The 22,431-nt window shown below is 49.7% G+C and carries 16 protein-coding genes; 11 read left to right on the top strand and 5 right to left on the bottom strand.

Annotated features, from left to right (window positions below):
• Positions 1–6: 6 nt before the first annotated feature.
• From C8D82_RS18990 to C8D82_RS18975, 4 genes are read right to left on the bottom strand one after another with little or no spacing between them, the layout of a single operon-like run.
• Positions 7–1,761, bottom strand: coding sequence for an acetylxylan esterase (locus C8D82_RS18990; protein ID WP_116885871.1), 1,755 nt, complete (start codon positions 1,759–1,761; stop codon positions 7–9).
• A gap of 12 nt (positions 1,762–1,773) precedes the next feature.
• The gene (locus C8D82_RS18985) at positions 1,774–5,262 is read right to left on the bottom strand and encodes a beta-galactosidase (protein ID WP_116885870.1); all 3,489 of its coding nucleotides are present in this window, start codon (positions 5,260–5,262) and stop codon (positions 1,774–1,776) included.
• 30 nt (positions 5,263–5,292) lie between these two features.
• Positions 5,293–6,018 carry a prepilin-type N-terminal cleavage/methylation domain-containing protein gene (locus C8D82_RS18980; RefSeq protein WP_116885869.1) on the bottom strand — a complete coding sequence of 242 codons (726 nt, stop codon included), beginning with the start codon at positions 6,016–6,018 and terminating at the stop codon, positions 5,293–5,295.
• A 14-nt stretch (positions 6,019–6,032) separates the two neighbouring features.
• Positions 6,033–7,370 (bottom strand): FAD-dependent oxidoreductase, encoded by a 1,338-nt coding sequence (locus C8D82_RS18975; RefSeq protein WP_116885868.1) that lies wholly within the window; start codon positions 7,368–7,370, stop codon positions 6,033–6,035.
• Between the two features lie 140 nt (positions 7,371–7,510).
• Between C8D82_RS18975 and C8D82_RS18970 the strand changes: the two genes are divergently transcribed.
• From C8D82_RS18970 to C8D82_RS18945, 5 genes are all read left to right on the top strand, one after another.
• Positions 7,511–8,377: a helix-turn-helix domain-containing protein gene (locus C8D82_RS18970; protein ID WP_116885867.1), complete on the top strand. Its 867-nt coding sequence runs from the start codon at positions 7,511–7,513 to the stop codon at positions 8,375–8,377.
• Between the two features lie 867 nt (positions 8,378–9,244).
• Complete coding sequence (locus C8D82_RS18960; protein WP_165833200.1) at positions 9,245–14,077, top strand: DEAD/DEAH box helicase family protein; 4,833 nt, start codon at positions 9,245–9,247, stop codon at positions 14,075–14,077.
• Positions 14,074–14,334, top strand: coding sequence for a hypothetical protein (locus C8D82_RS18955; RefSeq protein ID WP_116885864.1), 261 nt, complete (start codon positions 14,074–14,076; stop codon positions 14,332–14,334). Before C8D82_RS18960 ends, C8D82_RS18955 begins: the two co-directional genes overlap by 4 nt.
• Positions 14,335–14,428: 94 nt before the next feature.
• On the top strand, positions 14,429–14,929 hold the full coding sequence (locus C8D82_RS18950) for a DUF488 family protein, N3 subclade (protein WP_116885863.1): 501 nt from the start codon (positions 14,429–14,431) through the stop codon (positions 14,927–14,929).
• Between the two features lie 161 nt (positions 14,930–15,090).
• Positions 15,091–15,807 carry a Fic family protein gene (locus C8D82_RS18945; protein WP_207776191.1) on the top strand — a complete coding sequence of 239 codons (717 nt, stop codon included), beginning with the start codon at positions 15,091–15,093 and terminating at the stop codon, positions 15,805–15,807.
• A 186-nt stretch (positions 15,808–15,993) separates the two neighbouring features.
• On the opposite strand, the gene mobF is transcribed toward C8D82_RS18945, so the two are convergent.
• Complete coding sequence (mobF, locus tag C8D82_RS22425; RefSeq protein ID WP_116885861.1) at positions 15,994–16,791, bottom strand: MobF family relaxase; 798 nt, start codon at positions 16,789–16,791, stop codon at positions 15,994–15,996.
• 273 nt (positions 16,792–17,064) lie between these two features.
• On the opposite strand from mobF, the gene C8D82_RS20885 reads away from it, so the two are divergent.
• The 6 genes from C8D82_RS20885 to fic all read left to right on the top strand — a co-directional run bounded on the left by C8D82_RS20885 (position 17,065) and on the right by fic (position 22,341).
• A complete protein-coding gene (locus C8D82_RS20885; RefSeq protein WP_133245295.1) occupies positions 17,065–17,523 on the top strand; it encodes a hypothetical protein in 459 nt (152 codons plus the stop codon).
• A gap of 818 nt (positions 17,524–18,341) precedes the next feature.
• Positions 18,342–18,542 (top strand): helix-turn-helix domain-containing protein, encoded by a 201-nt coding sequence (locus C8D82_RS18935; RefSeq protein ID WP_116885860.1) that lies wholly within the window; start codon positions 18,342–18,344, stop codon positions 18,540–18,542.
• A gap of 71 nt (positions 18,543–18,613) precedes the next feature.
• Positions 18,614–20,116 (top strand): type I restriction-modification system subunit M, encoded by a 1,503-nt coding sequence (locus tag C8D82_RS18930; protein WP_116885859.1) that lies wholly within the window; start codon positions 18,614–18,616, stop codon positions 20,114–20,116.
• 1 nt (position 20,117) lies between these two features.
• Positions 20,118–20,657: a restriction endonuclease subunit S gene (locus tag C8D82_RS18925; protein ID WP_116885858.1), complete on the top strand. Its 540-nt coding sequence runs from the start codon at positions 20,118–20,120 to the stop codon at positions 20,655–20,657.
• Entirely contained in the window at positions 20,654–21,445 is a 792-nt protein-coding gene (locus C8D82_RS18920) for a restriction endonuclease subunit S (RefSeq protein WP_116885857.1), read from the top strand. The genes C8D82_RS18925 and C8D82_RS18920 overlap by 4 nt, the downstream gene beginning before the upstream one ends.
• Entirely contained in the window at positions 21,442–22,341 is a 900-nt protein-coding gene (fic, locus tag C8D82_RS18915) for a protein adenylyltransferase Fic (RefSeq protein ID WP_116885856.1), read from the top strand. Before C8D82_RS18920 ends, fic begins: the two co-directional genes overlap by 4 nt.
• The last annotated feature ends 90 nt before the right edge of the window (positions 22,342–22,431 follow it).

Raw genomic sequence — 22,431 nt, 5'->3', positions numbered from 1 at the left:
GTGAGTTTATTTCCTGACTTCGCGGAACCATGAATCCGTACCGCGTCCGCCATGTTCCAGCCCCTGCGTAAAGCGCAGGCGTTTCGGAGCGGAGGAGATGTTGTTGTAGAGTGCGGCAATACCGGAGGGAGGACAAACATAATCCGCCAGGCCGGCATTGATTCCGATGGAATGTTTGATCCGTTTCGCATGATAGACCGGGTCGAAATAGCGGAGCGCCGGAGTGTAGTTCGGGCGCCAGCCGCCGAGGCGTCCGACAGTCACGCCGCCCAGATCGCAGCACCACGGAATGAAAGCGTAGCAGCCGGTCACTTGATCCGGGAGCATTCCCGCGGCGATAATCGCCTGATAACCGCCCTGGCTGCCGCCTTCCACTTTCAAATCCTTACCGTTCCACTCCGGTAGCGTCTGAACATATTCCAGCGCACGCACGGCGCGAAGAATCATATTTTTGAAATAGGCCGTCTCCGGATTTTCATTGGATTTATCGTCAAAAATTTTTCCGGCTCCGAGTTTTTTATACTCCGCCGGAGAAAGGCCGTTCGGGTAACCGTGCGCATTGATCTGAAACGCCAGACTCTTTTCATCGGCTTTCCCCCAGGGGGCTTCCGCACCGGTCGCCCCGTACCCCTGGAAAATCACTTTGGCTTCCAACGATTTCGGAGCGGCATTCCGAGGCATCACCAGATAACCGGAAACCGGCCGTTCCCCGGCACAGGCTACCTGCACATCATAGGCAATTTTGCCGTTCTGCTCCTTGAATTTCTCGAACTTGAGCACTTTCAGCGGGACTTCCGCCAGCAGCGCTTTCTGCTTATCCCAGAATGCATCGAAATCTTCCGGCTCCGCAACGCCGGGTTGGATTTTGTCGAAATCGGCAATCCCACTCATGGTAAAGGTAATCTCCTTGCCGTTTTTCTTGACGATTATGCCGTCCGCGGTCAACAATCTGGCGACCATGCGGACGACTCCCGGCCCAGCGATGGCGGTTTTCGCGGCGACGGTCGCCTGTGCCGGATAGGTCCGGCGTTCCGTGACGCCGTCGTCGCCGGAGCGTTCGATCTCAATCAGATAATTTTTCCAGTCGAGGTTGTCTCTGTTGGCAAGCGAAAAATTGAACACCATTTCTTCACCGCTCCGATAAGTGGTCGCATCTTTAGGGGCGGTGGAGCCGGACAGCGTCAGCCCTTCCGAGGCAACCGGGACAGGTTCGCAAATCTGAATATTTTTGACTTTGAGTGTGCCGGAAATATTCTGCAGCCCGATCATCAGTTCAAGATCGTTCTGGATATCCGCCGGAACATCCAGAATATAACCGTAAGGGCGCCAAGAAGAAGTTCCGGGCTGAACCGTAATATTCCGCATGGTCGAGTGTTTATCACCGGCCTTCCGGAAAGAAGATTGCAGTTTGACGGTTTCCCAGAAATATTTGCCTTTCGTCACATCTTTCTGTTCCATATCGGCACGGATCAGGATCGTTTTTCCGGCAACGATGTTTTTCGGAATGCGTTCCGTAACGCAGTAGCCACGCCTGGCGCAATCGAAAACAAGGATGTTTTCGCCGGTTTCCGGATCCTTCTCCAGTCTGGTCTGGGCGGAATCGGCATATTTGGCCAGGTCTACGGAATAAAGAGTGCCGTCCTTTTTCTCCGATACGGGCTGAACGGCCTGATCTGCCGCATGTGCGGCAAAATCAAGAGCGAAACCGCCCCCGAGAAGAACCGCTGAAAGAACAAGGCTGCGAAATTGTCTGTGGTCCATTGCTTGAATTCCTTATTTTGAAATTGAAGGATTGTCTTCAAAGGTGATATTGCGCACTTCAAAACCGCTGTCGCCGGAACCGACATACTGGAAAGTCAATTTTCGCAGTTCGGTCACTTTGGAATGTTCCGGGATCAGGCGGGAAACCGAAATGCTGTACGACTCAAACGAGTCCGGGTCGTTGTCCGGCTTTTCCAGAATGATGCGTGTGCCGTCGCCGACCAGTTGAAGCGCCTGACCGCCTCTGCTGTTGCCGAAGGCATCTTTACCGCCGTTCATCTCGAATTTCAACATCTTGTCCTTCAGCTCCGCAACCGGGATGGCGGTGCGGAACTCGATGCCGACACCCGCCCAGTTTTTCAAATCGCTGCCGATATCCACATAAACCGTGCCGTTTTCCAGACGGGGTTTGGCGCCTCCCCACCCGCCGGTTCTGCCGATGGCGACCGGGATACGGCTGCCCGGCACAAAGCGTTCGGCGGTGATGCCGATCACAATGCCGACGGATTCGTTGTTCGCGGAAAGCAGATCGATGCTGCGGACTTCCTCGGACGGATCGGGATTTTCCCAGCAGTAGAGGTAAATGCCTTTGCCATCCATATTTTTCCACGCAATGTGCTTGCGCAGGCTCGGCGGCGCATAACTTATCCACCAGTTGCCGATATTGCGCCCGGCGACAACCGGAATGTCAACCGTTCTGCCGGAGGCGTAACGGATGCGGTAGGTCATCACCGGCGTATCGTTCCCCACCCACGCAGCGGTATGGAAGAAAAACAGGCGGCTGACCTTGGCATTGACCGGGATGTCGTTGACAGCGGACGGACGCGGGATTTTGACAGACTTCGAATGCAGGATGATGCAGGATTTGTCGCCGTTCATATCGAACCGGATGAAGTCGCAGGGCACTCCCAGTAGAACTTCCGGATCCCAGGGTACGCTGTCAAGGGAATTATCCTTGCCCTGATCCGTCCATCCGCCTTTGCCGTCTCCGGCCGTGTTGTCCCAGTAGAGAGAGTTGGCGAACGGACGCAAATCAATGGTAAAGGTTTGAGCCAAGTTGAGGTCATAACGGAACGCAGCGGCCTGCTTTCTGAGGCGTTCTGCTTCCAATTTCTTCTCCTCCTGCCGGAATTCGCCGGAAAGCTCTTCCCGGCTGATGGCGGGCAGTTTGCCGAATTCGGACTCCAGTTTCTCCTGCGGACCGAAACCGAGAACCGCTTTTCTGCCGGCTCCGACCAGAGCGATGGCGCGCCCGTTCTCAATCGGCAATGCACGGTTGTTCAGCAAATCCGCGGCAAAGGCGGTCCCTCCCGGCAGCTTGACCGAAATCATTTTAGGATAGCGGTCGGCGTTCATCAAAGAGACCAGCACATTGCCCTTGCGCCTGGCGACGTGCGCTTCCAGATTTAATGCCAGGTCGTTTTGCGGTATGCGGCGAAGATCCAGTTCCGGCTCAATGCCGTGTTTGCGCAGCAAGCCTCCCGCCACCGCCGCGACCGGATAATCCTGCATTTGCGGCACGATAAAGTAGACCGTTCCTCTGCCGATTTTTTTCATCAGGACCGCCGGAGCGTCCTTCATAGAGGCGATCACCCGCCAATTCGCGGAATGGGTCAAATCCGCGTCGTTGCGTCCGGTAATTCTGCCCGGCAGCGAATCGGGTACGGGAAGCTCCGCGCCGGGAACAATCACGACCGGTTCACTCTGTTTGCGCCGTTTGAGCGTCAGCCCGTCAAAAAGTCCCGGCACGGGGTTGCCGTATTCGTCCAAAGGCATGGTGTCGCGGGCGGCGATCAGAATGCCCCCTCCGCGGACGAATTCCTCCAGAGCCGGCAGGGTTTCAGGATAAGTGTTGCCGATCCCGGCGGCGACGATCGCCTTGTACTTCTCCTGGCGCTTTTCCGGCAACTGTTCTTCCATGATGACATCCAGCGGATAATGGGCATAGGTGAGAGCGGATGTATAGGTGCGGATCTCATTTTTTATGGAATTGCCGGAAAAGCCCCCGAAGCGTTCCGTAGGATAGGAGAAGAGAAGCGCAACTTGTGCTTTGACGCCGCGGTCGCGTGGAACAAAATAGTCATTGAAGCGGAAAATTTCCGCCTTGGTATGATAGAGCGCGGCAATTGCTTCCGGCGGTTTTCCATATGGGTTGAGTACCGGATAACGGTACTGTTCCGCAAAGCGTTTCCCGCCTTCCGCCTTTCCGCGCGGTTTCCAGTTCTGCGCGCCTTTGCCCCAGCCGAATAAGTAGGTAATGGAAGTTCCGCGGATCATGTCCATCCACAATTGGTTGGAAATCATATCGAACGTATTGCCGGTATATGCTTCGGCATTGATCAGCGGCTTGCCTTCTCCCACATTAAGGTAGAAAGCGCGCATGAGCATTCCCTCTCCGATGCCGCCGGGATTGCCGGGAGCTTCGACCGAACATGCCGGGGCACGGTCGAAATCGGTGCTGAATTCCAGGCCGGCTCCGGTGGGAAGGGCTATGACGTCCATCAGTTTCTGGACTTCATAACTGTTCATGTTAGTGGCCGGCAGGCGGCGATAATTGTCCATGCCCATAATTTGAAACGATACTGTGGTAGAAGGGCTTTTGCTCTTGACGACATCGCGGCCGAACCGGTTGATATCGGTCATGCCTTTTTCCATGAATTTCCCCCAATCCACATAAAGTCCCGCATGATCCGTGCGCTGGCGGAACTGTGACGCCGCCTCAAACGAGGGGTATTCCGTGCGCCAGAGCCGGTTCATCGCGTCAACGGATTCATACTTCTCTTCAAGGTATTTTGCGAAAAGTTCACGGTTGTACGGGGATGGATCGTCGTAAGACGGTTCATTGAAGAGTTCAACGTCAATCGGCGGCCGGTTGAGTTCATCCTGATACATGTCCAGTGCTGCTTCCCAGTAGCGTTTGTAGATTTTCCGTGCTTCGGGATGAAAGATGTTGTATTCGATAAAATGCCCTTTCCCATACGCTTCCTGCGGCAGAAGTTCATGAAGTTCCGGATGCAGACGTTTCAGGGCGAGCCGCCCATGTTTCCAGAATTGGCAGGAGGTGTCCATGCGGATTGGCAGACCGTTTGCCAGAACCTGGCTGGCGTATTCCTTATTTTTCCCTGAGGGCCGGTAAGGCTTCCATGCCGGATAGATTTCGTGAATCCAGTTCGGCGGAAATTGAAGGGAGATCGCATCAATTCCGGCCCTTTGTGCCGTCCGGTAGGAGAGAGGGCCTTCATAGAGCCACTTCAGATTGTCCGGATAGCCTTCCGTCGGCATCATATCTTCCGCAATACGTTCAATATCGAGTTCCGTGCCGATCATGAAACGCGGTATTCCGTTGATCAGATAATCACCGTCCTTGCTGATGGTTGCTTTTGCCCGCCGGGGAAACCGCAGGGCCGCGGGGATTTCATCGAACTCCGGGAAAAGGCTGCCTGCCGGAACAAGCAGCGGCAGACTCAACGCCAGCAGACAACTGCCGAATTTCAGTTTCATTGTCTATTTCTCCTTGTGATTTCATTCAGCTTAATTCTTTACTCCAAAGCCCCAGAAGTAATCTTCCCAATCCGCAGGAACGGCAGAAATGCGCTTCCAGTCAACGTGTCCGTCGCAATAGAGAATATCAGGGCCGTCATTGTGGCGGCGGCCGATGTAAAGCCTGCCGTCAGCCTGATGCATCCCAAGTGAATAATCTTGGGTTATGTCAGTTCCGCCGGAGTTTTTCCCGTTCAACGTTCCGCAATCCATTACAAGCATTCGCGCAGAAGGTCTTGATAATTTTTTCAGGGTTCTGATTCCATCGTTGGGGGCGGCTGCTCCATTTACATAATGATTGATCCCGAAATGCTGGCAGGCAAATTCCAGCTTCTGCGAGGGGCAGCGGAAAAAAGCATAAGGCGTCCCTAGGCGGGCTGGTGAGTTGGTATGCCAGTTTTCCTGCGCCAAAGGAACTTCCGGTTTAAAGAAACTGTAAAGATAACTTTGCCAGCGGTTGTAGGTGCCGCTGTAGTCGATCGACGGAGGCAGCCAATCATCATAGGTGTCCGTATACATCTGAAAAACCTGCCCCATCTGACGCAAATTCGAAGAACAGGCGGTTGCCATCGATTTCTCCCGCGCCTTGTTCAATGCCGGCAGCAGCATCGCCGCCAGAATCGCTATGATCGCGATCACAATCAGGAGTTCTATCAGCGAGAATAGCTGAAGCGAATACTGTTTCCGTCCTGCGCCATTAAAGGATTCTCCATTCATGATAAAACATCCTTTCATTTGATATATGCGCTATTTTTCAAAAGTTCGGCCCTCAGCTCCGTGACATCCGCATGGTGCAGATTCAGGACGCCGCTCTTTACTGCCAATCCGGCGGCTGTCCCCGCCGCTTCTCCGGTCACCAGACAAACCGGCATGACCCGGATGCTTCCGTAGACAATGCGGTCGGATGAGATGCAGCGTCCCGACAACAGCAGATTGTCCAGCTTTTCCGGAACGAGGGAACGGTATGGAATCCCATGTGATTCACCTTTTTCACAGTGCCCCTTTTCCTTGAGAAGCGCCTGTGCTTCACTGGTAATGGAGGAGTCGCCACCGTGAATATCGATGAAATAACTGTTGCGCCCGATCTCGTCGTCGAAAGAACGGCGTTCGACATAATCTCGCCAGGAAAGCACATAATCGCCCCGGATCCGCCGGCCTTCCCTGACGCCCATCAGATTGGCTGTCGCGGCGATGTGAGCACCGCCGAACGCATCAGGCGCATGTTTCGCCAGGGCATTGCGGTAATCCGAAACGAGTTTGCGTCCTGCTATCATTCCCCTCGACACGCTCTCCGGCGACAGCGTATCCAGGGCAAGATGCCCGGCATTGTAGCCGACAGTTGAAGGGCCGACAAAGTTGTTGCACAAATGCGGATGATTGATGGAGGGAAATTCCGGGTCCGCCATGATGTCGTGAATGACCGAGCGCGGATCTCCGCCGTGGATGAAGTTGCGTACCGTATGCGGATAATAAAAGGAATCCACGTTATCCAGATGGAAACAAAGCGTGGAAAGCTGAAGCTTTCCGGTTCCCTTCTCGCCGATTTCAAAATCCGCACCCGCCCATGCGGCAATATCCCCGTCTCCGGTGGCGTCCACATAGGTTTTCGCCTGATATGCGGTCAGTCCGCGCTTGTTGCCGACGATAAGCGCGTCGATTTCCCGGTCGGATTTCTTCTCCACCCCGCAGACGAACGAATGGAACAGGACTTCCGCACCATTTTCCGTGACAATTCCGTCATAAACCCGTTTCAGGCCTTCTGTGTCGATCGGAACCCAATCGAGCTTTCCCGGCTCATTCTGCGGGACAAACGCCGATGCGCGGTTGAAAACGACTTCGGCAAGTCCGCGATAGATCATTTTTTCGCCGTCCGAAAACGGGCACCAGGCCGGAAGCAATCCCTGCGTTCCCATTCCGCCGAGGGCTCCGGTCTGTTCAATGACCAGCGTTTTCGCCCCCAGCCGGGAGGCGGCCGCCGCGGCCGTGCTTCCGGCGGGACCTCCGCCGACAACAATGACATCCCAGCCTGAAGACAGTGGAATTTGTTTTGAAATAAGTTGCTTATCCATAATTTCCCTTTCAATAATTCGCTGTTTAAATTATATGTCAGATTTTTCTCAAAAACAATAGTCCGGAGTATCAAAAACATTGCATTTTTCAGATAGATGCATTATTATATGTCCAAGGGACTCTTGAGGAAAGGTGTGAAATGCATGAGATACCGGAAAAAGCATTGAAGTGCTTTGAAACCTGGAGCGGACTGCAGGTTACATTCTATGACTGGACAAACAGCTTCACGAACTGCATTGTTCAGGAACGGCGTCTGCACATGAATGAGTTTTGCAGAGTGAGAAAAATTTCCCTGCAATATGCGAATTGCCTTCAATGCGACTACCTGCAGACCCAATCCAAGGCATGGATGCTGCGGGACGGCGCAGTCAAAATCTGTCATGCCGGAGCATTGGAGCTGGTTGTTTCAATCTTTTCCGGGTATCGGTTTCTGGCAATCCTGACTGCGGGATTGCGGCGTCCGCCGGAAATGCTCCCGGACCATCTGCTGGTGCTGCGGGACAATGCCGTTCTCAAGCCGGAAGAGCCGGTTGAGCTGCCGGAGATTTCGGCGGAAGAAATTGAATTGACGCTGGAAGGTTTCCGGCAGCTGGCGGCCCGCCTGAAATTATGGTATGAATCCTCAAGCGGAAAGTTGTTCCAGGAAGAAAAAATGCCTCGTCCCATCCAGATAGAGTATATGGTTCAGGAACATGCCCATGGAAAACTGAGTCTTGAAGATATGGCCGAGACTCTCCATTTAAGTGTGAAACGGACTGCCGGCGTCATCAAGGAGACCACGGGCAGAACGCTGGGGCAACTGATCCGGGAAAAACGCATTCAGAGAGCGAAGACTCTGTTGGAACACACCGGCCACTCCATCGCTGAAATCGCCGAGGCTTCCGGTTATCCCGACGTAGCGAATTTTCATCGTCAATTTAAAAAATCCGAAGGAATCACTCCGGCTCAGTATCGTCGCCTCACGATAAAAAAGAGAAATGAAGACAGCCGGCAACATTCAGGTTAATCGAAGAGGGTAAATTCCCCGACGTTTGCGTCGTATTTGTATTTGGCATAAGCGAACGCCATGAAGTCAGGTTTGCAGAAATAGAGTGGATAAAGACCATGTTCATTTCCTGGCACAAAGTGTACCGATGATTAAAGCTTATTAGCTAATGAGAAATCACGGTGGAAAGACGTAGCTTTTTATTGATAAACAACTACTTGAAAGCTTTTTCGTGATCGACCAGCTTAATATCCACGAATTGTGCCGGACACGGCGGCATATCTCCCATGCCGGCAGTCAACTGAAGCCAGCCGATACGTTCTTTGCCATTGGACAGATTCAGTAAAATGGTCAAACGGCAACTGGAGTTATTGATCAACCGAAAAGGACTGATTGAAATCGGGGAAAATGCCATTTTGTAAACTGTTTTCCCCGGCAGATGCCGAATCAGAACCCGTCGTCAGTCTAGCACCAATCCGGCATAACACTCCCGTAGGTCGCTTTTATTCCGTTTGATGCTAGACAGCCACCTGAACTAGATATGATGACGACTTTCGCCGATTTGGAAAGAAAAAAATAGCTTTTTTCCTCCGAATCCTGTAATACACCTCCTAATACATCCGTCATTTTTTGATTGTCAAAAAATTTACGTTCAAACAGAGCGGGTTTTACCTATAAATTCGAATGAAGAAGCAATTTAATAAATGATAAATACAAATTATTATTGTCGGAATCCTGCAATATCATCATCAAATTGTATATAAGAACAATTGTTCAATAGAAAGAGAAATCGCTTTTCGTTTGATTTTCCGGCTGCCGGACCGGATGACGCTGCATCCTGTTTCAGTCCGTCAGCCCTCGGGCAAAAAATCAACCGAAAGGATAAGGATGATGGAAGCAATACAGTTGGATTTATTTGATTTTGCCGCGATGCAGGCGGCAGTTCAATCGAAGGTGCGGGAGGTTCCGGAAACGGTCGTTCCGCGGAACTTTCAGAATGACGGCAGGCATGGGATGCCGACAACTCCGGCGGCGAGGATTGAGGCGAATCTCAAGGCGATCCGTCTGCTGAAGGAACTCGGTACTGTAGAACGGGTTCCGTCTCACGAGGAGCAGGTCATGCTTTCGCAGTTCAGCGGATGGGGCGGGCTGACCGAAGTTTTCATGGAAGGCAATCGCCATTGTCAGGTGCTCAAGGAACTGCTTCCCGACGAGGAATATCAGACGGCGCAGAACTCCATTCTCGACAGTTATTACACGCCCGAATATATCATTGATTTCATGTGGGATCTTGTCCGGCAGGAGTTGGAGATCAAGTCCGGCAAGGTTGCGGAACTCGGCGCCGGAACCGGGAATTTCATCGGGTTTGCGCCATTTCAGAATGCCTATGAGTTTACAGCCGTCGAGGTTGATAAAATTTCCGGGAACATCGCGAAGACGCTTTATCCGGAGTCAGACATCCGGATCGCATCGCTGGAGACGGTCAAACTGCCGGAACAGTATGACCTCGTAATCGGCAATGTTCCGTTCGGCAGATTTGCTCCGTATGACCGGAATTACCGTTCCTACAATGCCTGGAATCTGCATAATTATTTCATCGCCCGCGCGTTGGATTGTCTGAAGGGAAATGGCCATGCCGTCCTTCTGACCTCCAGTTCCACAATGGACAAACCCGGTTCCATGCCACTAGTTACGAACGGGCGTGCGGGACTTGTGAAGGCTTACCGTCTGCCGAACAATACTTTCGCCGGAACGGAGATCGTCGCCGATATTCTCATCCTGAAGAAAAATTATCGGGAGACTCTTTCCGGCAATCTGCAATGGGTTGACACCGCCGATGATACGGGAAGAATTGAGGTCAATTGTTACTTCGCGCAGCATCCGGAACATGTGTTCGGCAAACTCTCGAACACCGGCAAGATGTATGGAAGGATCAATACGCCGACTGTTCTGCCGGATGGCAAAAGTCTGAAAGAACATTTCGATATTGCGCGGAAAGAGTTCATGCCCGCTCTGCCGGAAGTTCCCGAAAATACCGATCTGTTCGGCAATGCACTTCCGGAAGCGACTACGCCCAAAGTTGAAGTCATTTCCTATGCGGAGCGGACGGATATTCCGGAGGAGAAGGAACCGCCGAAAAACTGCCGGGAATACAGTATTTTCAGCACGCTGGATGCGGTTTATCAGGTCATTGACGGCATGGGACACCGTCTGAAGGACCGCAAGGGGGAAAATCTCACGCTCAAGGAGACGCAGAAAGTCCATTCCTTCGTCAAGATCAAGAATGCGTTGAATGAACTCATTGAGGCACAATTGGATTTCAATGCCCCGGATGAAGAAATTGAGGATTTGCGCATCCGGCTTCGCTGTCTTTACAATGATCATGTCGCAAAATACGGCGTGCTTTCCAACAAAACCGTTCATAAATATTGCGTGGAAGATCCCGAATACCTCAAGGTCGCGGCGATTGAAAACTGCCGCAAAGTGACCGAAACCAACAAAGCCGGGATCAAGACGACGAAAAAAGTCTATGAACCGGGCGACATCCTTTTCAAGCGGACGCAATGGCCGTGGCGGGAACCGGATCATGCGGAAAACGTCGTCGAAGCTGGACTGATTTCCCATGCTTATCGTAACTGCATCGACCTTGAATACATCGCCCGGATCACCGGCAAGGATGCGGAAAGCGTCAGGACGGAGCTTCTGGCGAGCGGCGAATATTTCTACAACCCGGCAGCGCAGAGAATTGAACTCAAAAGCCGCTATCTTTCAGGGCACATCAAAATGAAAATCGAGGAAGCGCAGGCGTATGGCCTGACCTCCAATGTGGAGGCGTTGAAAACGGTTTTACCGAAACCGTTGACCATTGAAGATATCGACTTCGCGCTCGGCTCGTTCTGGCTGCCTGCGGAACTCGTTCAGAAATGGGTCGCCAAAGACTTGAACGGCAAAGTTGAAATTCATTATGACGAAGATTCCGACAGTTGGAAGGTCGATGCGGATTACCGGAGCCGCCAGCTCCTGAATCAGTATAATCTCGACAAACTCGACACGGTGGAGCTGATCGAACTCATTTTGAATTTGAAAGATCCGGTCATTCAGAAATCGGTCTGGAATGCGGATCGCAAAGCGTATGTGGATGTCATAGATAAAGAAGCGACTCTGATGGCGCGGCAGTACAAGAATGAAATCCAGAACCGTTTCCACGACTTCGTGATGGATGACCGTGAGCTCGCGCTGGATGTCGAACAGGTCTATAACGAATGCTTCAATAATTATGTTCTTCAGCAATACGACCTGCCGACGTTCGGCGTTTATCCGGGCGCGAGTTCGGTAATCGACGGCAAGCCGTTCATTCTGCGCGAACATCAGAAGCGGGCGGTCACGCGGTGCATTCAGGAAAACACCCTGCTGGCGCACGCGGTCGGAGCCGGCAAAACAGCCGTGATGATTACCGCCGCGATGGAACTGATCCGCCTCAAACTTGCGACGAAAACGATGATCGTCGTTCAGAACGCCACGCTTCAGCAGTTCGCGGAATTCGCCCCGAAGCTCTACCCGACCGCCAACATCCTGGTCGCGACGAAAAATGATCTGGTCAAGGAGAAACGCAAACGGTTTCTCGGGCGCATTGCCACGGGCAAATGGGATATCGTCATCATCGCTCAGAGTTCATTCAATATGATTGAGGACAATCCCGACCTCGTGCGGGCGAAATATCAGGAGGAACTTAATGCGCTTGCCCAAACGGAGAACTCTGCGGGCATGCGACTTTCGAGACGCCAAGTGAAAGCGGCGCAACAGCGCAAACGCAGCCTCAAAAACCGTCTGGATAAACTGGAGGACCGCCATGCCTCCGAGGATATCGTCTACTTCGACCAACTGGGCGTGGACTGCATCTTCATGGACGAGGTTCACAGCTACAAACGGAACTTCTTCGTCACGAAAATGACGCGGGTAAAGGGGCTGAACAACGCCGCTTCACAAAAGGCGTTTTCTTTGACATTGAAGCTGAATCAGATTCGCGAAAAGACTGGCGGCAGGAATATCTACACCGCGACGGGAACGCCTGTCACAAACCAGCTTCCGGAGCTGTTCAACATGGTTCGCTACGTATCACCGGAGAGTTTGTCGGCATTTCACGTGGACACCTTTGACCGTTTCGCTTCGACTTTTACCCAGAGCGAAACGGCGATGGAATTGAATGCCGCCGGACGCCTCAAAATAGTCTCGCGCTTCTGCAAATTCACGAACATCGTGGAGCTCTCCAAAATGTTCCGGAGCTGTGCGGACGTGATTCTGCCGGAGGATCTGACCGGCATTCCGAAACCGCCGATCAAGGGCGGGCATCCGGAACAGATCAGTCTGCCGCGAACGGAGCAGGTCTCCCGCTTCATGGATTATCTGAGCGATGTTTACACCTGGTTCGAGCAGCTCGACAACTCGAAAAAGCGGGAATTTACGCACATTCCGCTGCTGATCTACGGACTCTCCCGCAAGGCGACCATTGATCTGCGTCTGATTGCCGCCGATGCGAAGGACGATCCCGGTTCCAAGCTCAATGTCTGCGTCAATAAGATTCTGGAAAAGTATCGTGAATACGATTCCATCAAAGCCGCGCAGGTCGTGTTCAGCGACCTTTTCCAGCTCAAAAATGGCAAAACGGTCTGCTTCGACGTATTCCGCGAGATCAAGCGGAAACTGATTGCAGGCGGGATTCCCGCTGATGAAATCGCGATCATCAATGACTATAAGACCGACAAGCAGCGTCAGGAGGTGTTCGACATGGTGAACAGCGGAGATGTCCGCGTCATCATGGGATCGACACAGAAACTCGGAACTGGTGTCAATATGCAGGAACGTCTTGCGGTGGAACATGATCTGGATGCCCCGTTTCGCCCGGCTGACGCCGAGCAAAGGACCGGACGCCTGGTCCGTCAGGGCAATATTCTGCCGGAGGTCGAAGTGATCCGCTACGGCATGGCGGAAACGCTTGACGCGGGAATGTATCAGATTTTGACCCGCAAGCAGAAGTTCATCAACGACGCGCTCAAGGGCAAACGCCGCAACATGGATGAGATCAACGACACTTCGATTGATTTTGCCTCGTTTTCGGCGCAGATTTCCGGCAATCCCAAGCTGATCCGCAAGGTCGAAGTGGAGACCCGGTTGCGGGAACTGCAGTCGCTGGAATATCAGTTCCGCCGTTCGGTCCGCCGCGATGAAGATTTGAAATCCGAGCTTGAACGGGCGATTCCGCGCATGGAAAAGGACATCGAGCGCATGAAAGAACTTGCGGCATATCCGTTCCCGACCGACTTCCCGCAAATCGAGATCAACGGCGTTGCCCTGGAAGGCACATCCGAATATCGGGTCAAACAACTGGCAAATCACCTGACCAACAAAGGAATTTATCAGGCGATTCAGCACGCCAGGCGGGAACGGGAAGATGCTTCTATCGACCTCGGTTATGCGAAAATCAACGGCATCGAAATCGAACTCAAAGCGGTCTGCCCGTTTGAAATTTACCGTGCCCGCGAGGATCAGGTGGTGATCCGTTATCGTCTTGCCGGAGAATCATTCTATAACGGCAGAATCCGTGTCGGCAGCGATGTGACGACCGGAAGCGGACTCATCACCAGCCTGAAATCCGTGCTGGACGCCAAAGCGAAAGAAGCCGTCGGCGAAACGGAATCGCTGGAACTGAACCGGCAGCGGTGAAACAGCTTGCTGAAACCGAAGGCAAGCGCGTATTCAAATACGCCGACGAGCGCATCGAACTTCAGAAGGAACTCGACAAACTCCTTTTCGAGCTGAACGAGCTGGACCTGCTCCATGAAGACCGCCGTATCGAAGTCATGCCGCGCCTCTCGGATTACCTCGACCTCGGCGTCGAAGTGATTGCCGAAAAAGTCGAAATCACGGATGAGTCTGATGAAGAAGATGCCGAGGAGGAAGCTCTTGAGAAGAGCGCCTGACCAGTCCCTCTGTTCTTTGCGCCGCTTTTCCGGCGGACGGATTCCCGTCCGCCGCGCGGCTTCTTTGCGAAAGAACAGAGTTTTTTAATACAAAATGCAACTTACGATGCGATTTTCAGAAGAAATGTTATATCGCGTTAAAGACATTGTGAAAGGGGGGGGGCCGCATCTGCCATGTGCAGATGGCTTCCCAGGAACATTGAAAAAGATACGACAAACGATCACCATTTTTCATTATTCAGAGAAAGGCCAGAAAATGAAAACAACGAATTTTGCTGTTGCAAGAACTCTCACACATAATAATATCGTTTCAATTGCGCTCAAAAGTGCAAGCGAGTTTCATGGACGTGAGTACAAAAAACTCGCGCCACCGTGGTGGATTTTGAACGCATATCGCGAAAATCGTGATGAGAAACAATATATACGCAACTATCAGAAGTATGTGTTAGATCATTTGGATGCCGAGCAGGTTTATCGCGAACTGGGTGACAATGCGATTCTGTGCTGCTATGAGCGGAAGGGCGAGTTCTGTCATCGGCGCTTGGTTGCAGCATGGTTTCAAAAAGAACTCAAAATTGATGTACCAGAACTTTGAAACAAGAAAATTTGAATCATGCAGTAAGCAGAAAACACGTAAAAGAAAATTCAGAACCGTCAGAAAGCAAGCCTCTGGCGGTATCTCTTTTTCATACTTAAGCAAGTTTGAAAATCCACGATTCGGAAGTATATTTCCATGATGAACAAGGAAGATGAATCATGAGCAAAATTTTGGAACGGCTGCGCCAGGAAAAGAACGCGAAACTCAAAGGCGGGCTGTATCATTATACACAAATTGCGATTGCCTACAACTCCAACCGGATTGAGGGCAATCAGCTGACTCATGATCAGACCCGGTATATTTATGAAACTCATTCCGTTCTCTGTGAAAAAGACTCCGCAGTGCGAACGGACGACATCATTGAAACGCTCAATCATTTCGCCGCATTTGACTATATGCTGGATACTGCGGAAGAAAAATTGTCGGAAAAGATCATCAAGAAATATCATTTTCTGCTGAAACAGGGAACTTCGCAAAGTCGGCTCGACTGGTTCCGGGTCGGACAATACAAAAAACTTCCCAACACAATCGGGGAAATGGAGACGACGGAACCGAAGAAAGTCGGAAAAGAAGTGCGAGCCTTGTTGAGTGCCTATCACTCTTTGCAGAGTTATACTGTAAAAGACATTGTAAAATTCCATTTCGATTTTGAACGGATTCATCCGTTTCAGGATGGGAACGGCAGAGTCGGCCGCCTGATCATGTTCAGAGAATGTCTCGCGCACGATCTGATGCCGTTCATCATTGATTCCGAACACAAATTATTCTATTATCGCGGTCTCCGGCAATATGCCGATATCCCGGAATATCTGGATGACACCTGTCTTTCCGCACAGGATCATTACCGGGAAGTCTGTAAAAAATTCAAAGTATAAGACACGCTCGACAAGTCTTATTCGAATATTTCCAGCCGCCTCATTCTCCTGCCATTGACTGGCACTTTTTCTATTCAAAAACATTTCCAGGCTGACGCATCGGCAGTCCCTCTGTTCTTTGCGCCGCTTTTCCGGCTGACGGATTCCCGTCCGCCGCGCGGCTTCTTTGCGAAAGAACAGAAGTTCTCAAACTAAAATCAAAATAAGGAGTATGAGAAAATGGCTGCTTACGCAATGTTCCCGGCGTCGCGAACAGCGTTTCAGGACATCTTCCGAAACGCCCTTGATCTCGAATCCGGTAATCTCGCCCTTGTCGGATCGCTTCATTTCGATGTCATAACCGAGACGGATGCACTCCTGCGCCAAGGCGTTCTGGTAGGACTTCCCCGCATACCGGATCGCGCGATACATTTCCGAAGCGTCAAGAGCTTTGAAGGAACCGTTCTCTTCCTGCGTTACATTCACGATTACATTGTGCGTGTGAAGCTGCGGATCAAGCAGACGGCTCGTGTCATGATGATACTGCGCATACACGATCTTGCCCGTATAGGCAAAGTTTTTCGTCGCGAAATTGCCGCCTTTACGGATGCGGACGGCCGCAAACCGTTCCAGCTCCCGCATCCCGATTTCAACCGCTTTCCGGTGCGCTTCAACCAGGCGCGAATCGAACAATGACATCACCGAAACGGACTTCTGTGCCGAGCATTGGAAATCATAAAAACGGACGGAATTCGGATTGTTCCGGGGAGTCAATTTCTGTTTGGTGGATGGGTTCAAATTCTGCTGAAACAGCGAAAAAACATCCTGTGCGACCGATTCGTTTTCAAGTCCGAATACGGACGCAAGATTGCCCCGCCAGTGTCCTTCGACTCTGTCATGCTCGCTGTAATAGTCATTGTTGGCAAGGTGCTGGCGATAAAAATCCGCACCTTTGCCATGTGTGGCTTTGATCTTTGCCGCGGTGAACAAAATACCTTTCCACACACCCCGGCAATACTATAATCCGCTATCGCGAAAAAGTCCAATGCTGATTTGCGGAAAAAAATAATTTTTTTCAAAAAAAATTTGATTTTTTGCTGCTTACAGCAGACGCAATTTCCTATCGTGGCCGATAGGCTTTTGATTACGCACGCATTACGCTCTCTGCATGCGTAATGCGTGCGTAATATGATAATGGAATAAAATTACGCACTTGACATAGGTGTAAATAAGGCATAAATTACGCACGAATTAAGAATGAACAGGGAGGGACTCATAATGAATCAAACGAAAGTCGCAAGAATGCATCCCGGAGCATTCAGAAGCTGCCTGATTCCGTTCACGGATCAGATTCTGGACTGGTGGTATGACGACCTTTTAACTGCCGCCGAAATCCAGCGCCGACTGAGAGCGGATGGCTTGGACGTTGCCAGAACCACGGTCATGCGTTTCATCAAAGTCCGCGAACAGCGAGCTTCAAAGCGGAAACGCCCACCGGCATTGAGAAAGAAAAACACGATTTCATTGGAACATCCCGTGATTCCTCCATCCCAAACTCAATCATCCACTCTGGGAACAGCGACACTCCCCGCATCTGAACCGGCAAAAAGTATTCCTCCTGTGCAGCAGAAAAAACAGCAGGCTGGAAATCGGCTTTTTCAAATACTGAAAAACACGTCAGCACAGGAACTCGGTAGAATGGCAGATGAAGCGTTGGAACGGAAAAGACGAAAATAACCGTACATAAAAATATTATTTTCGGAAAAACGGTTGTGTTTCCGTGTCATGAATGTTTATAAATCGAACAAGCAATTATGACAGCCATTTTATTCGTTCAGAGTTGCCTGTTTTTGTGGTGTTCAATAGCTATGAAAATCAGAATGAACGAAATGACACCTGAAGGAAAAATCCTGAATTGTGGCGTGGTAATTATCGGAAAAACAGCGCGAGAGATTGTATAGGGAATGATGCGCGACAATCCTTATATGAACGATAAAACAGAAACGGCGCCTTTATGGGGCTCACGTTGACCCGGATCGGTGAATCCGATCAACGGCTCCCGGACAAATCAGTTCGCGACGGTAAAGACCTTTCTGCGCGTTTTACGGAATCGTTGCCTGACCACCGAAATCGAGGATGATCTTCTGGTCCCGATCACCAACGTCAAGGTACGCCTGATTGGAGAAGATGGGAACGCTTTTGCCATATAGGACCGCTGCGGGGCAGTTATGCGTGAAGCCGATTATCTTCAGTCATTTGTCGACGCATTCGTTACCGAGGCCAAGTTGGATAACTGCGACGATCTCCTGATAACGGTAATGAGGTATGGTGTAGAATAATATCAAAGTGCAACCCCAAAGTGCAAATTTTACACTTTGGAAAAATTGTTTTGTTTCAGCCAGTACAGACATTATGTTCAGATCGGTCCTTTTGTGCTTATCTTGGAAAAATCGTAGTTTTGCGTAGAAATGCGTTTGAAAATTTGAAAATGCGTGCTATCTTTTATATGATGGAAATTTGTACCTATAAAAAGCAAATAGCGACAAGAGGTTATTATGGACGACCGCTGGCTTTCAATGAAGGAAATCTGCACTTATCTTGGCGTCAGCCATGATACGATTTCCCGCTGGATCGCCAACTATGATATGCCGTCTATGAAGATGGGTAAATGTTGGAAATTTAAAAAGGACCATATTGAGGCGTGGCTCGCCAAAGGAGGTCCTGAAAAAAGTAGAAAAAAATTTAACAACGAGTGACAGAGTGGACGTTAGATGTTCTGGTAACGATAATATATTATGGATGTATAACCTCTCAGGGAGATATAAAGATGTCAGAAAACACTGCAAATATTGGTTTTGAGAAAGAAATCTGGGATGCCGCTTGTATTCTGCGCGGAAACATGGACGCTGCTGAGTACAAACAAGTGGTTCTTGGGCTCATCTTTCTGAAATATATCTCGGACAAGTTTGACGCACGCTACAATGAATTGATGGAAGAAGATCCGGATTTTGCAGAAGATCGTGATGAATATACTTCCTGCAACGTCTTTTTCGTACCGGCAGAAGCTCGCTGGGCGAAGATTGCGGAAGCTGCTCATACTCCGGATATTGGCAGAACCATTGACGATGCCATGATTTTGATTGAAAAGGAAAACGTCCGTCTGAAAGGCATCTTGCCGAAGAACTTTGCCCGCCCGGAACTGGACAAGCGCCGGTTGGGTGATGTTGTGGATCTTTTCACCAATATCAAAATGAAAGATCATGGCGACACCCGCGATATTCTGGGCCGCACCTATGAATACTGTCTTGCCATGTTTGCTGAACAGGAAGGCAAAAAAGGCGGCGAATTTTTCACGCCTGCCTGTGTAGTAAAAACGCTGGTCGAGTTCCTGAAACCTTATAACGGCCGCGTTTACGACCCTGCCTGCGGGTCCGGTGGCATGTTTGTGCAGTCGGCAAAGTTCGTGGAAAACCACCAGGGCAATATCAACAATATTTCGGTTTACGGGCAGGACTCCAATCCGACCACCTGGAAGATGGCACAGATGAATCTGGCGATCCGGGGTATTGAAGCGAATCTGGGAAATTATAATGCTGATACATTCTTCAATGACTGTCACCCGACTTTAAAAGCTGACTTTGTGATGGCAAATCCTCCTTTCAACCTTTCCGATTGGGGTGCGGATCGCCTGAAAGATGATGTTCGCTGGAAATATGGTGTGCCGCCGTCAGGCAATGCGAACTTTGCCTGGCTTCAGCACATGATCCACCACCTGGCTCCCAACGGCAAGATCGGCATGGTGTTGGCGAATGGTTCTCTTTCGTCCCAATCCGGCGGCGAAGGCGAAATCCGCAAAAACATTATTGAGGATGACTTGGTGTCTTGTATCGTTGCAATGCCGACGCAGCTCTTTTATACGACCCAGATCCCGGTTTCCCTGTGGTTCTTGTGCCGCAACAAAAAGCAGAAGGGAAAGACTTGCTTTATTGATGCCCGCAAAATGGGAACGATGGTTTCCCGGAAACTGCGTATGCTGACCGATGCAGATATTCAGGAACTTGCAAAAACTTTTGATGCCTACGAAAACGGAACACTGGAAGACGTCAAAGGCTTCTGTGCCGTTGCCACCACAGCCCAGATTGCCGAACAGGATTATATTCTTACTCCGGGCCGCTATGTCGGCATTGAAGAGCAGGAAGATGATGGCGAACCTTTTGACGAAAAAATGGAACGGCTGACCACCGAGCTTTCGACACTGTTCGCAAAATCCCATGATCTGGAAAACGAGATCAAAAAGAATCTGAAAGCCATTGGTTTTGAGGTGGAATGAAATGAAAGAATATAAATTGTCCGAATTGGCAGATATTATAGGAGGTGGAACTCCAAAAACTTCGCGCTCAGATTATTGGGGTGGTGATATTCCCTGGCTTTCTGTCGTTGACTTTAATAACGATTTTAGACATGTGTTTACAACCGAAAAAACAATTACAGAGGCTGGACTAAACAATAGTTCCACTCGAATTTTGTATCCAGGAGAAATCATTATTTCTGCGCGGGGAACAGTTGGGGCATTGGCCCAGGTTGCAAAGGAAATGGCTTTTAATCAGTCTTGCTATGGTTTAAGAGCAAAGTTTGGAATAACCTGTAATGACTATCTTTTTTATTTGCTGCGCCATTCTATCGAGACGATAAAAAAGAATACTCATGGCTCTGTTTTTGATACTATTACGCGGGATACATTTGAGTCTATCTCGGTCATTTTACCAGACCTGAAAACGCAACAGAAAATTGCTTCTATCTTGGCGTCTTTTGACGACAAAATCGAGCTGAACACTCAGATAAACCATAATTTGGAGGGGATCGCCGCATGAAAATTGTTATAGTGACAATTTTTATGGCTTTGTGCCTGCTTTCTGCTTATGGAAACCATAATTTGGAAGAACAGGCAAAGGCGATCTTCAAGTCTTGGTTCGTGGATTTCGAGCCATTTGCAGATGATGTTTTTACAAATGAAGATCCCGTAGAACATCCAGCATCTTTGAGTATGGTTCAAATTGCAAACATCGAGCATATTTTGGAAACGGGGAAACGCCCGAAAGGTGGAGCTGTTAAGTCAGGGATTCCGAGTATTGGCGCAGAAAACGTAAAAAAACTTGGTGTTTTCGATTACTCTTCTGGTAAATTTATTCCCAGAGAATTTGCAGATAGCATGAAACGCGGAAAAATCAATGGCTATGAACTTTTGATATACAAAGATGGTGGAAAACCTGGAACATTCATCCCTCATTTTTCAATGTTTGGAGAAGGTTACCCATACGAAGAATGTTATATAAATGAACATGTTTTTAAATTAGATTTCGGAAACAAGGGATTTAATGCGTTTGCATATTTTTACTTCCAAACAGATTATCCTTATTCTTGGTTAGCAAACAATGGAGGGAAAGCGGCAATTCCAGGAATAAATCAGGAGGATATACGATCAATATTTATTTTTGATCCCCAGCACCCTAAAGTAAAAGAATTCAGTGCTTATGTGTCTCCCATATTTACGACAATCATGAAAAATTGTCTTGAAAATAAAAAACTGGCCCAGCTGCGAGACGCACTGTTACCCAAGCTGATGTCCGGGGAAATCGACGTGTCGGAGGTTGAAGTATGAGCCAGAAAGTTTCGATCCGATTTTTTAATAACCGGGAAGTGCGGGCAGCATGGGATGATTCCGCTAATCAATGGTTATTTTCGATTGCAGATATTGTCGGTGTTTTGACCGAAAGTGTAAATCCGAGAAAATATTGGAGCGTGCTGAAAACTCGCCTGAAAAAGTCTCATCCTGAGTTGACTACAAATTGTAGTCAACTGAAAATGACTGCAACCGATGGCAAACGGTATCTTACAGATTGTTTCTCGCAACAGGATATTCTTGTGCTTGTTGAGCATATCCCCAGCCGTTATGCGGTTCAATTTATCAAGTGGTTTACTTACAGTGATGATACCATTGATGGCAAGAGCCGTACCAAAGCCTACGCCCTTTTTGAAAGTGGATTGCTTGCCAGTTTGGAACCGGGCAGCGTAAAATGCCTGCAGCAGATTCACGCTTATCTCTTTGGCGGACTTTATGAGTTTGCCGGGCAGATCCGGGATAAAAACATCAGCAAAGGCGGCTTTACTTTTGCAAATGCACTGTATTTTTCCACTATTCTGCCCAATATTGAAAATATGCCAGAAACCACCTTTGATGAAATAATCAATAAGTATGTAGAAATGAATGTGGCGCATCCTTTTATGGAGGGCAACGGCAGAAGTACCCGTATCTGGCTGGATCTGATGTTGAAACGCACGCTCAAAAAATGTATCGACTGGAGCAAGGTCAATAAAAACGCCTATCTCGAAGCCATGCGGAAAAGTGTTGTTGACAGTTTAGAACTGAAAACTCTTCTCGAACCGGCATTAACCAGGAAAATCAACGATCGTGAAATGTTCATGAAAGGCATTGATTACTCCTATTATTACGAAAGCGACGATTCAACGCTTGAACCGGCCCAGAAGGAAATCTAAATAGCAATTTAGCGGAGTATCCTGATATAATATGTGCAGTTTACCTTAACCATCATAAATCAGGAGAAACAATATGAAAGAAAAATTGAT

Source organism: Victivallis vadensis (assembly GCF_003096415.1).
In the GTDB taxonomy this organism is placed as follows: Bacteria; Verrucomicrobiota; Lentisphaeria; order Victivallales; family Victivallaceae; genus Victivallis; species Victivallis vadensis.
The sequence above is the reverse complement of the archived record's forward strand: the minus strand, read 5'-3'. Positions and strand labels throughout refer to the sequence as shown.

Excerpts from the sequence above, each read along its gene's own strand:
- C8D82_RS18920 (WP_116885857.1), top strand. The coding sequence starts at position 20,654 with ATGAAAATTGTTATAGTGACAATTTTTATGGCTTTGTGCCTGCTTTCT.
- C8D82_RS18950 (WP_116885863.1), top strand. The coding sequence starts at position 14,429 with ATGCAACTTACGATGCGATTTTCAGAAGAAATGTTATATCGCGTTAAA.
- C8D82_RS18925 (WP_116885858.1), top strand. The coding sequence starts at position 20,118 with ATGAAAGAATATAAATTGTCCGAATTGGCAGATATTATAGGAGGTGGA.
- C8D82_RS18970 (WP_116885867.1), top strand. The coding sequence starts at position 7,511 with ATGCATGAGATACCGGAAAAAGCATTGAAGTGCTTTGAAACCTGGAGC.
- C8D82_RS18980 (WP_116885869.1), bottom strand. The coding sequence starts at position 6,018 with ATGAATGGAGAATCCTTTAATGGCGCAGGACGGAAACAGTATTCGCTT.
- C8D82_RS18985 (WP_116885870.1), bottom strand. The coding sequence starts at position 5,262 with ATGAAACTGAAATTCGGCAGTTGTCTGCTGGCGTTGAGTCTGCCGCTG.
- C8D82_RS18975 (WP_116885868.1), bottom strand. The coding sequence starts at position 7,370 with ATGGATAAGCAACTTATTTCAAAACAAATTCCACTGTCTTCAGGCTGG.
- C8D82_RS18960 (WP_165833200.1), top strand. The coding sequence starts at position 9,245 with ATGATGGAAGCAATACAGTTGGATTTATTTGATTTTGCCGCGATGCAG.
- C8D82_RS18935 (WP_116885860.1), top strand. The coding sequence starts at position 18,342 with ATGGACGACCGCTGGCTTTCAATGAAGGAAATCTGCACTTATCTTGGC.
- fic (WP_116885856.1), top strand. The coding sequence starts at position 21,442 with ATGAGCCAGAAAGTTTCGATCCGATTTTTTAATAACCGGGAAGTGCGG.
- C8D82_RS18990 (WP_116885871.1), bottom strand. The coding sequence starts at position 1,761 with ATGGACCACAGACAATTTCGCAGCCTTGTTCTTTCAGCGGTTCTTCTC.
- C8D82_RS20885 (WP_133245295.1), top strand. The coding sequence starts at position 17,065 with ATGAATCAAACGAAAGTCGCAAGAATGCATCCCGGAGCATTCAGAAGC.
- C8D82_RS18945 (WP_207776191.1), top strand. The coding sequence starts at position 15,091 with ATGAGCAAAATTTTGGAACGGCTGCGCCAGGAAAAGAACGCGAAACTC.
- C8D82_RS18930 (WP_116885859.1), top strand. The coding sequence starts at position 18,614 with ATGTCAGAAAACACTGCAAATATTGGTTTTGAGAAAGAAATCTGGGAT.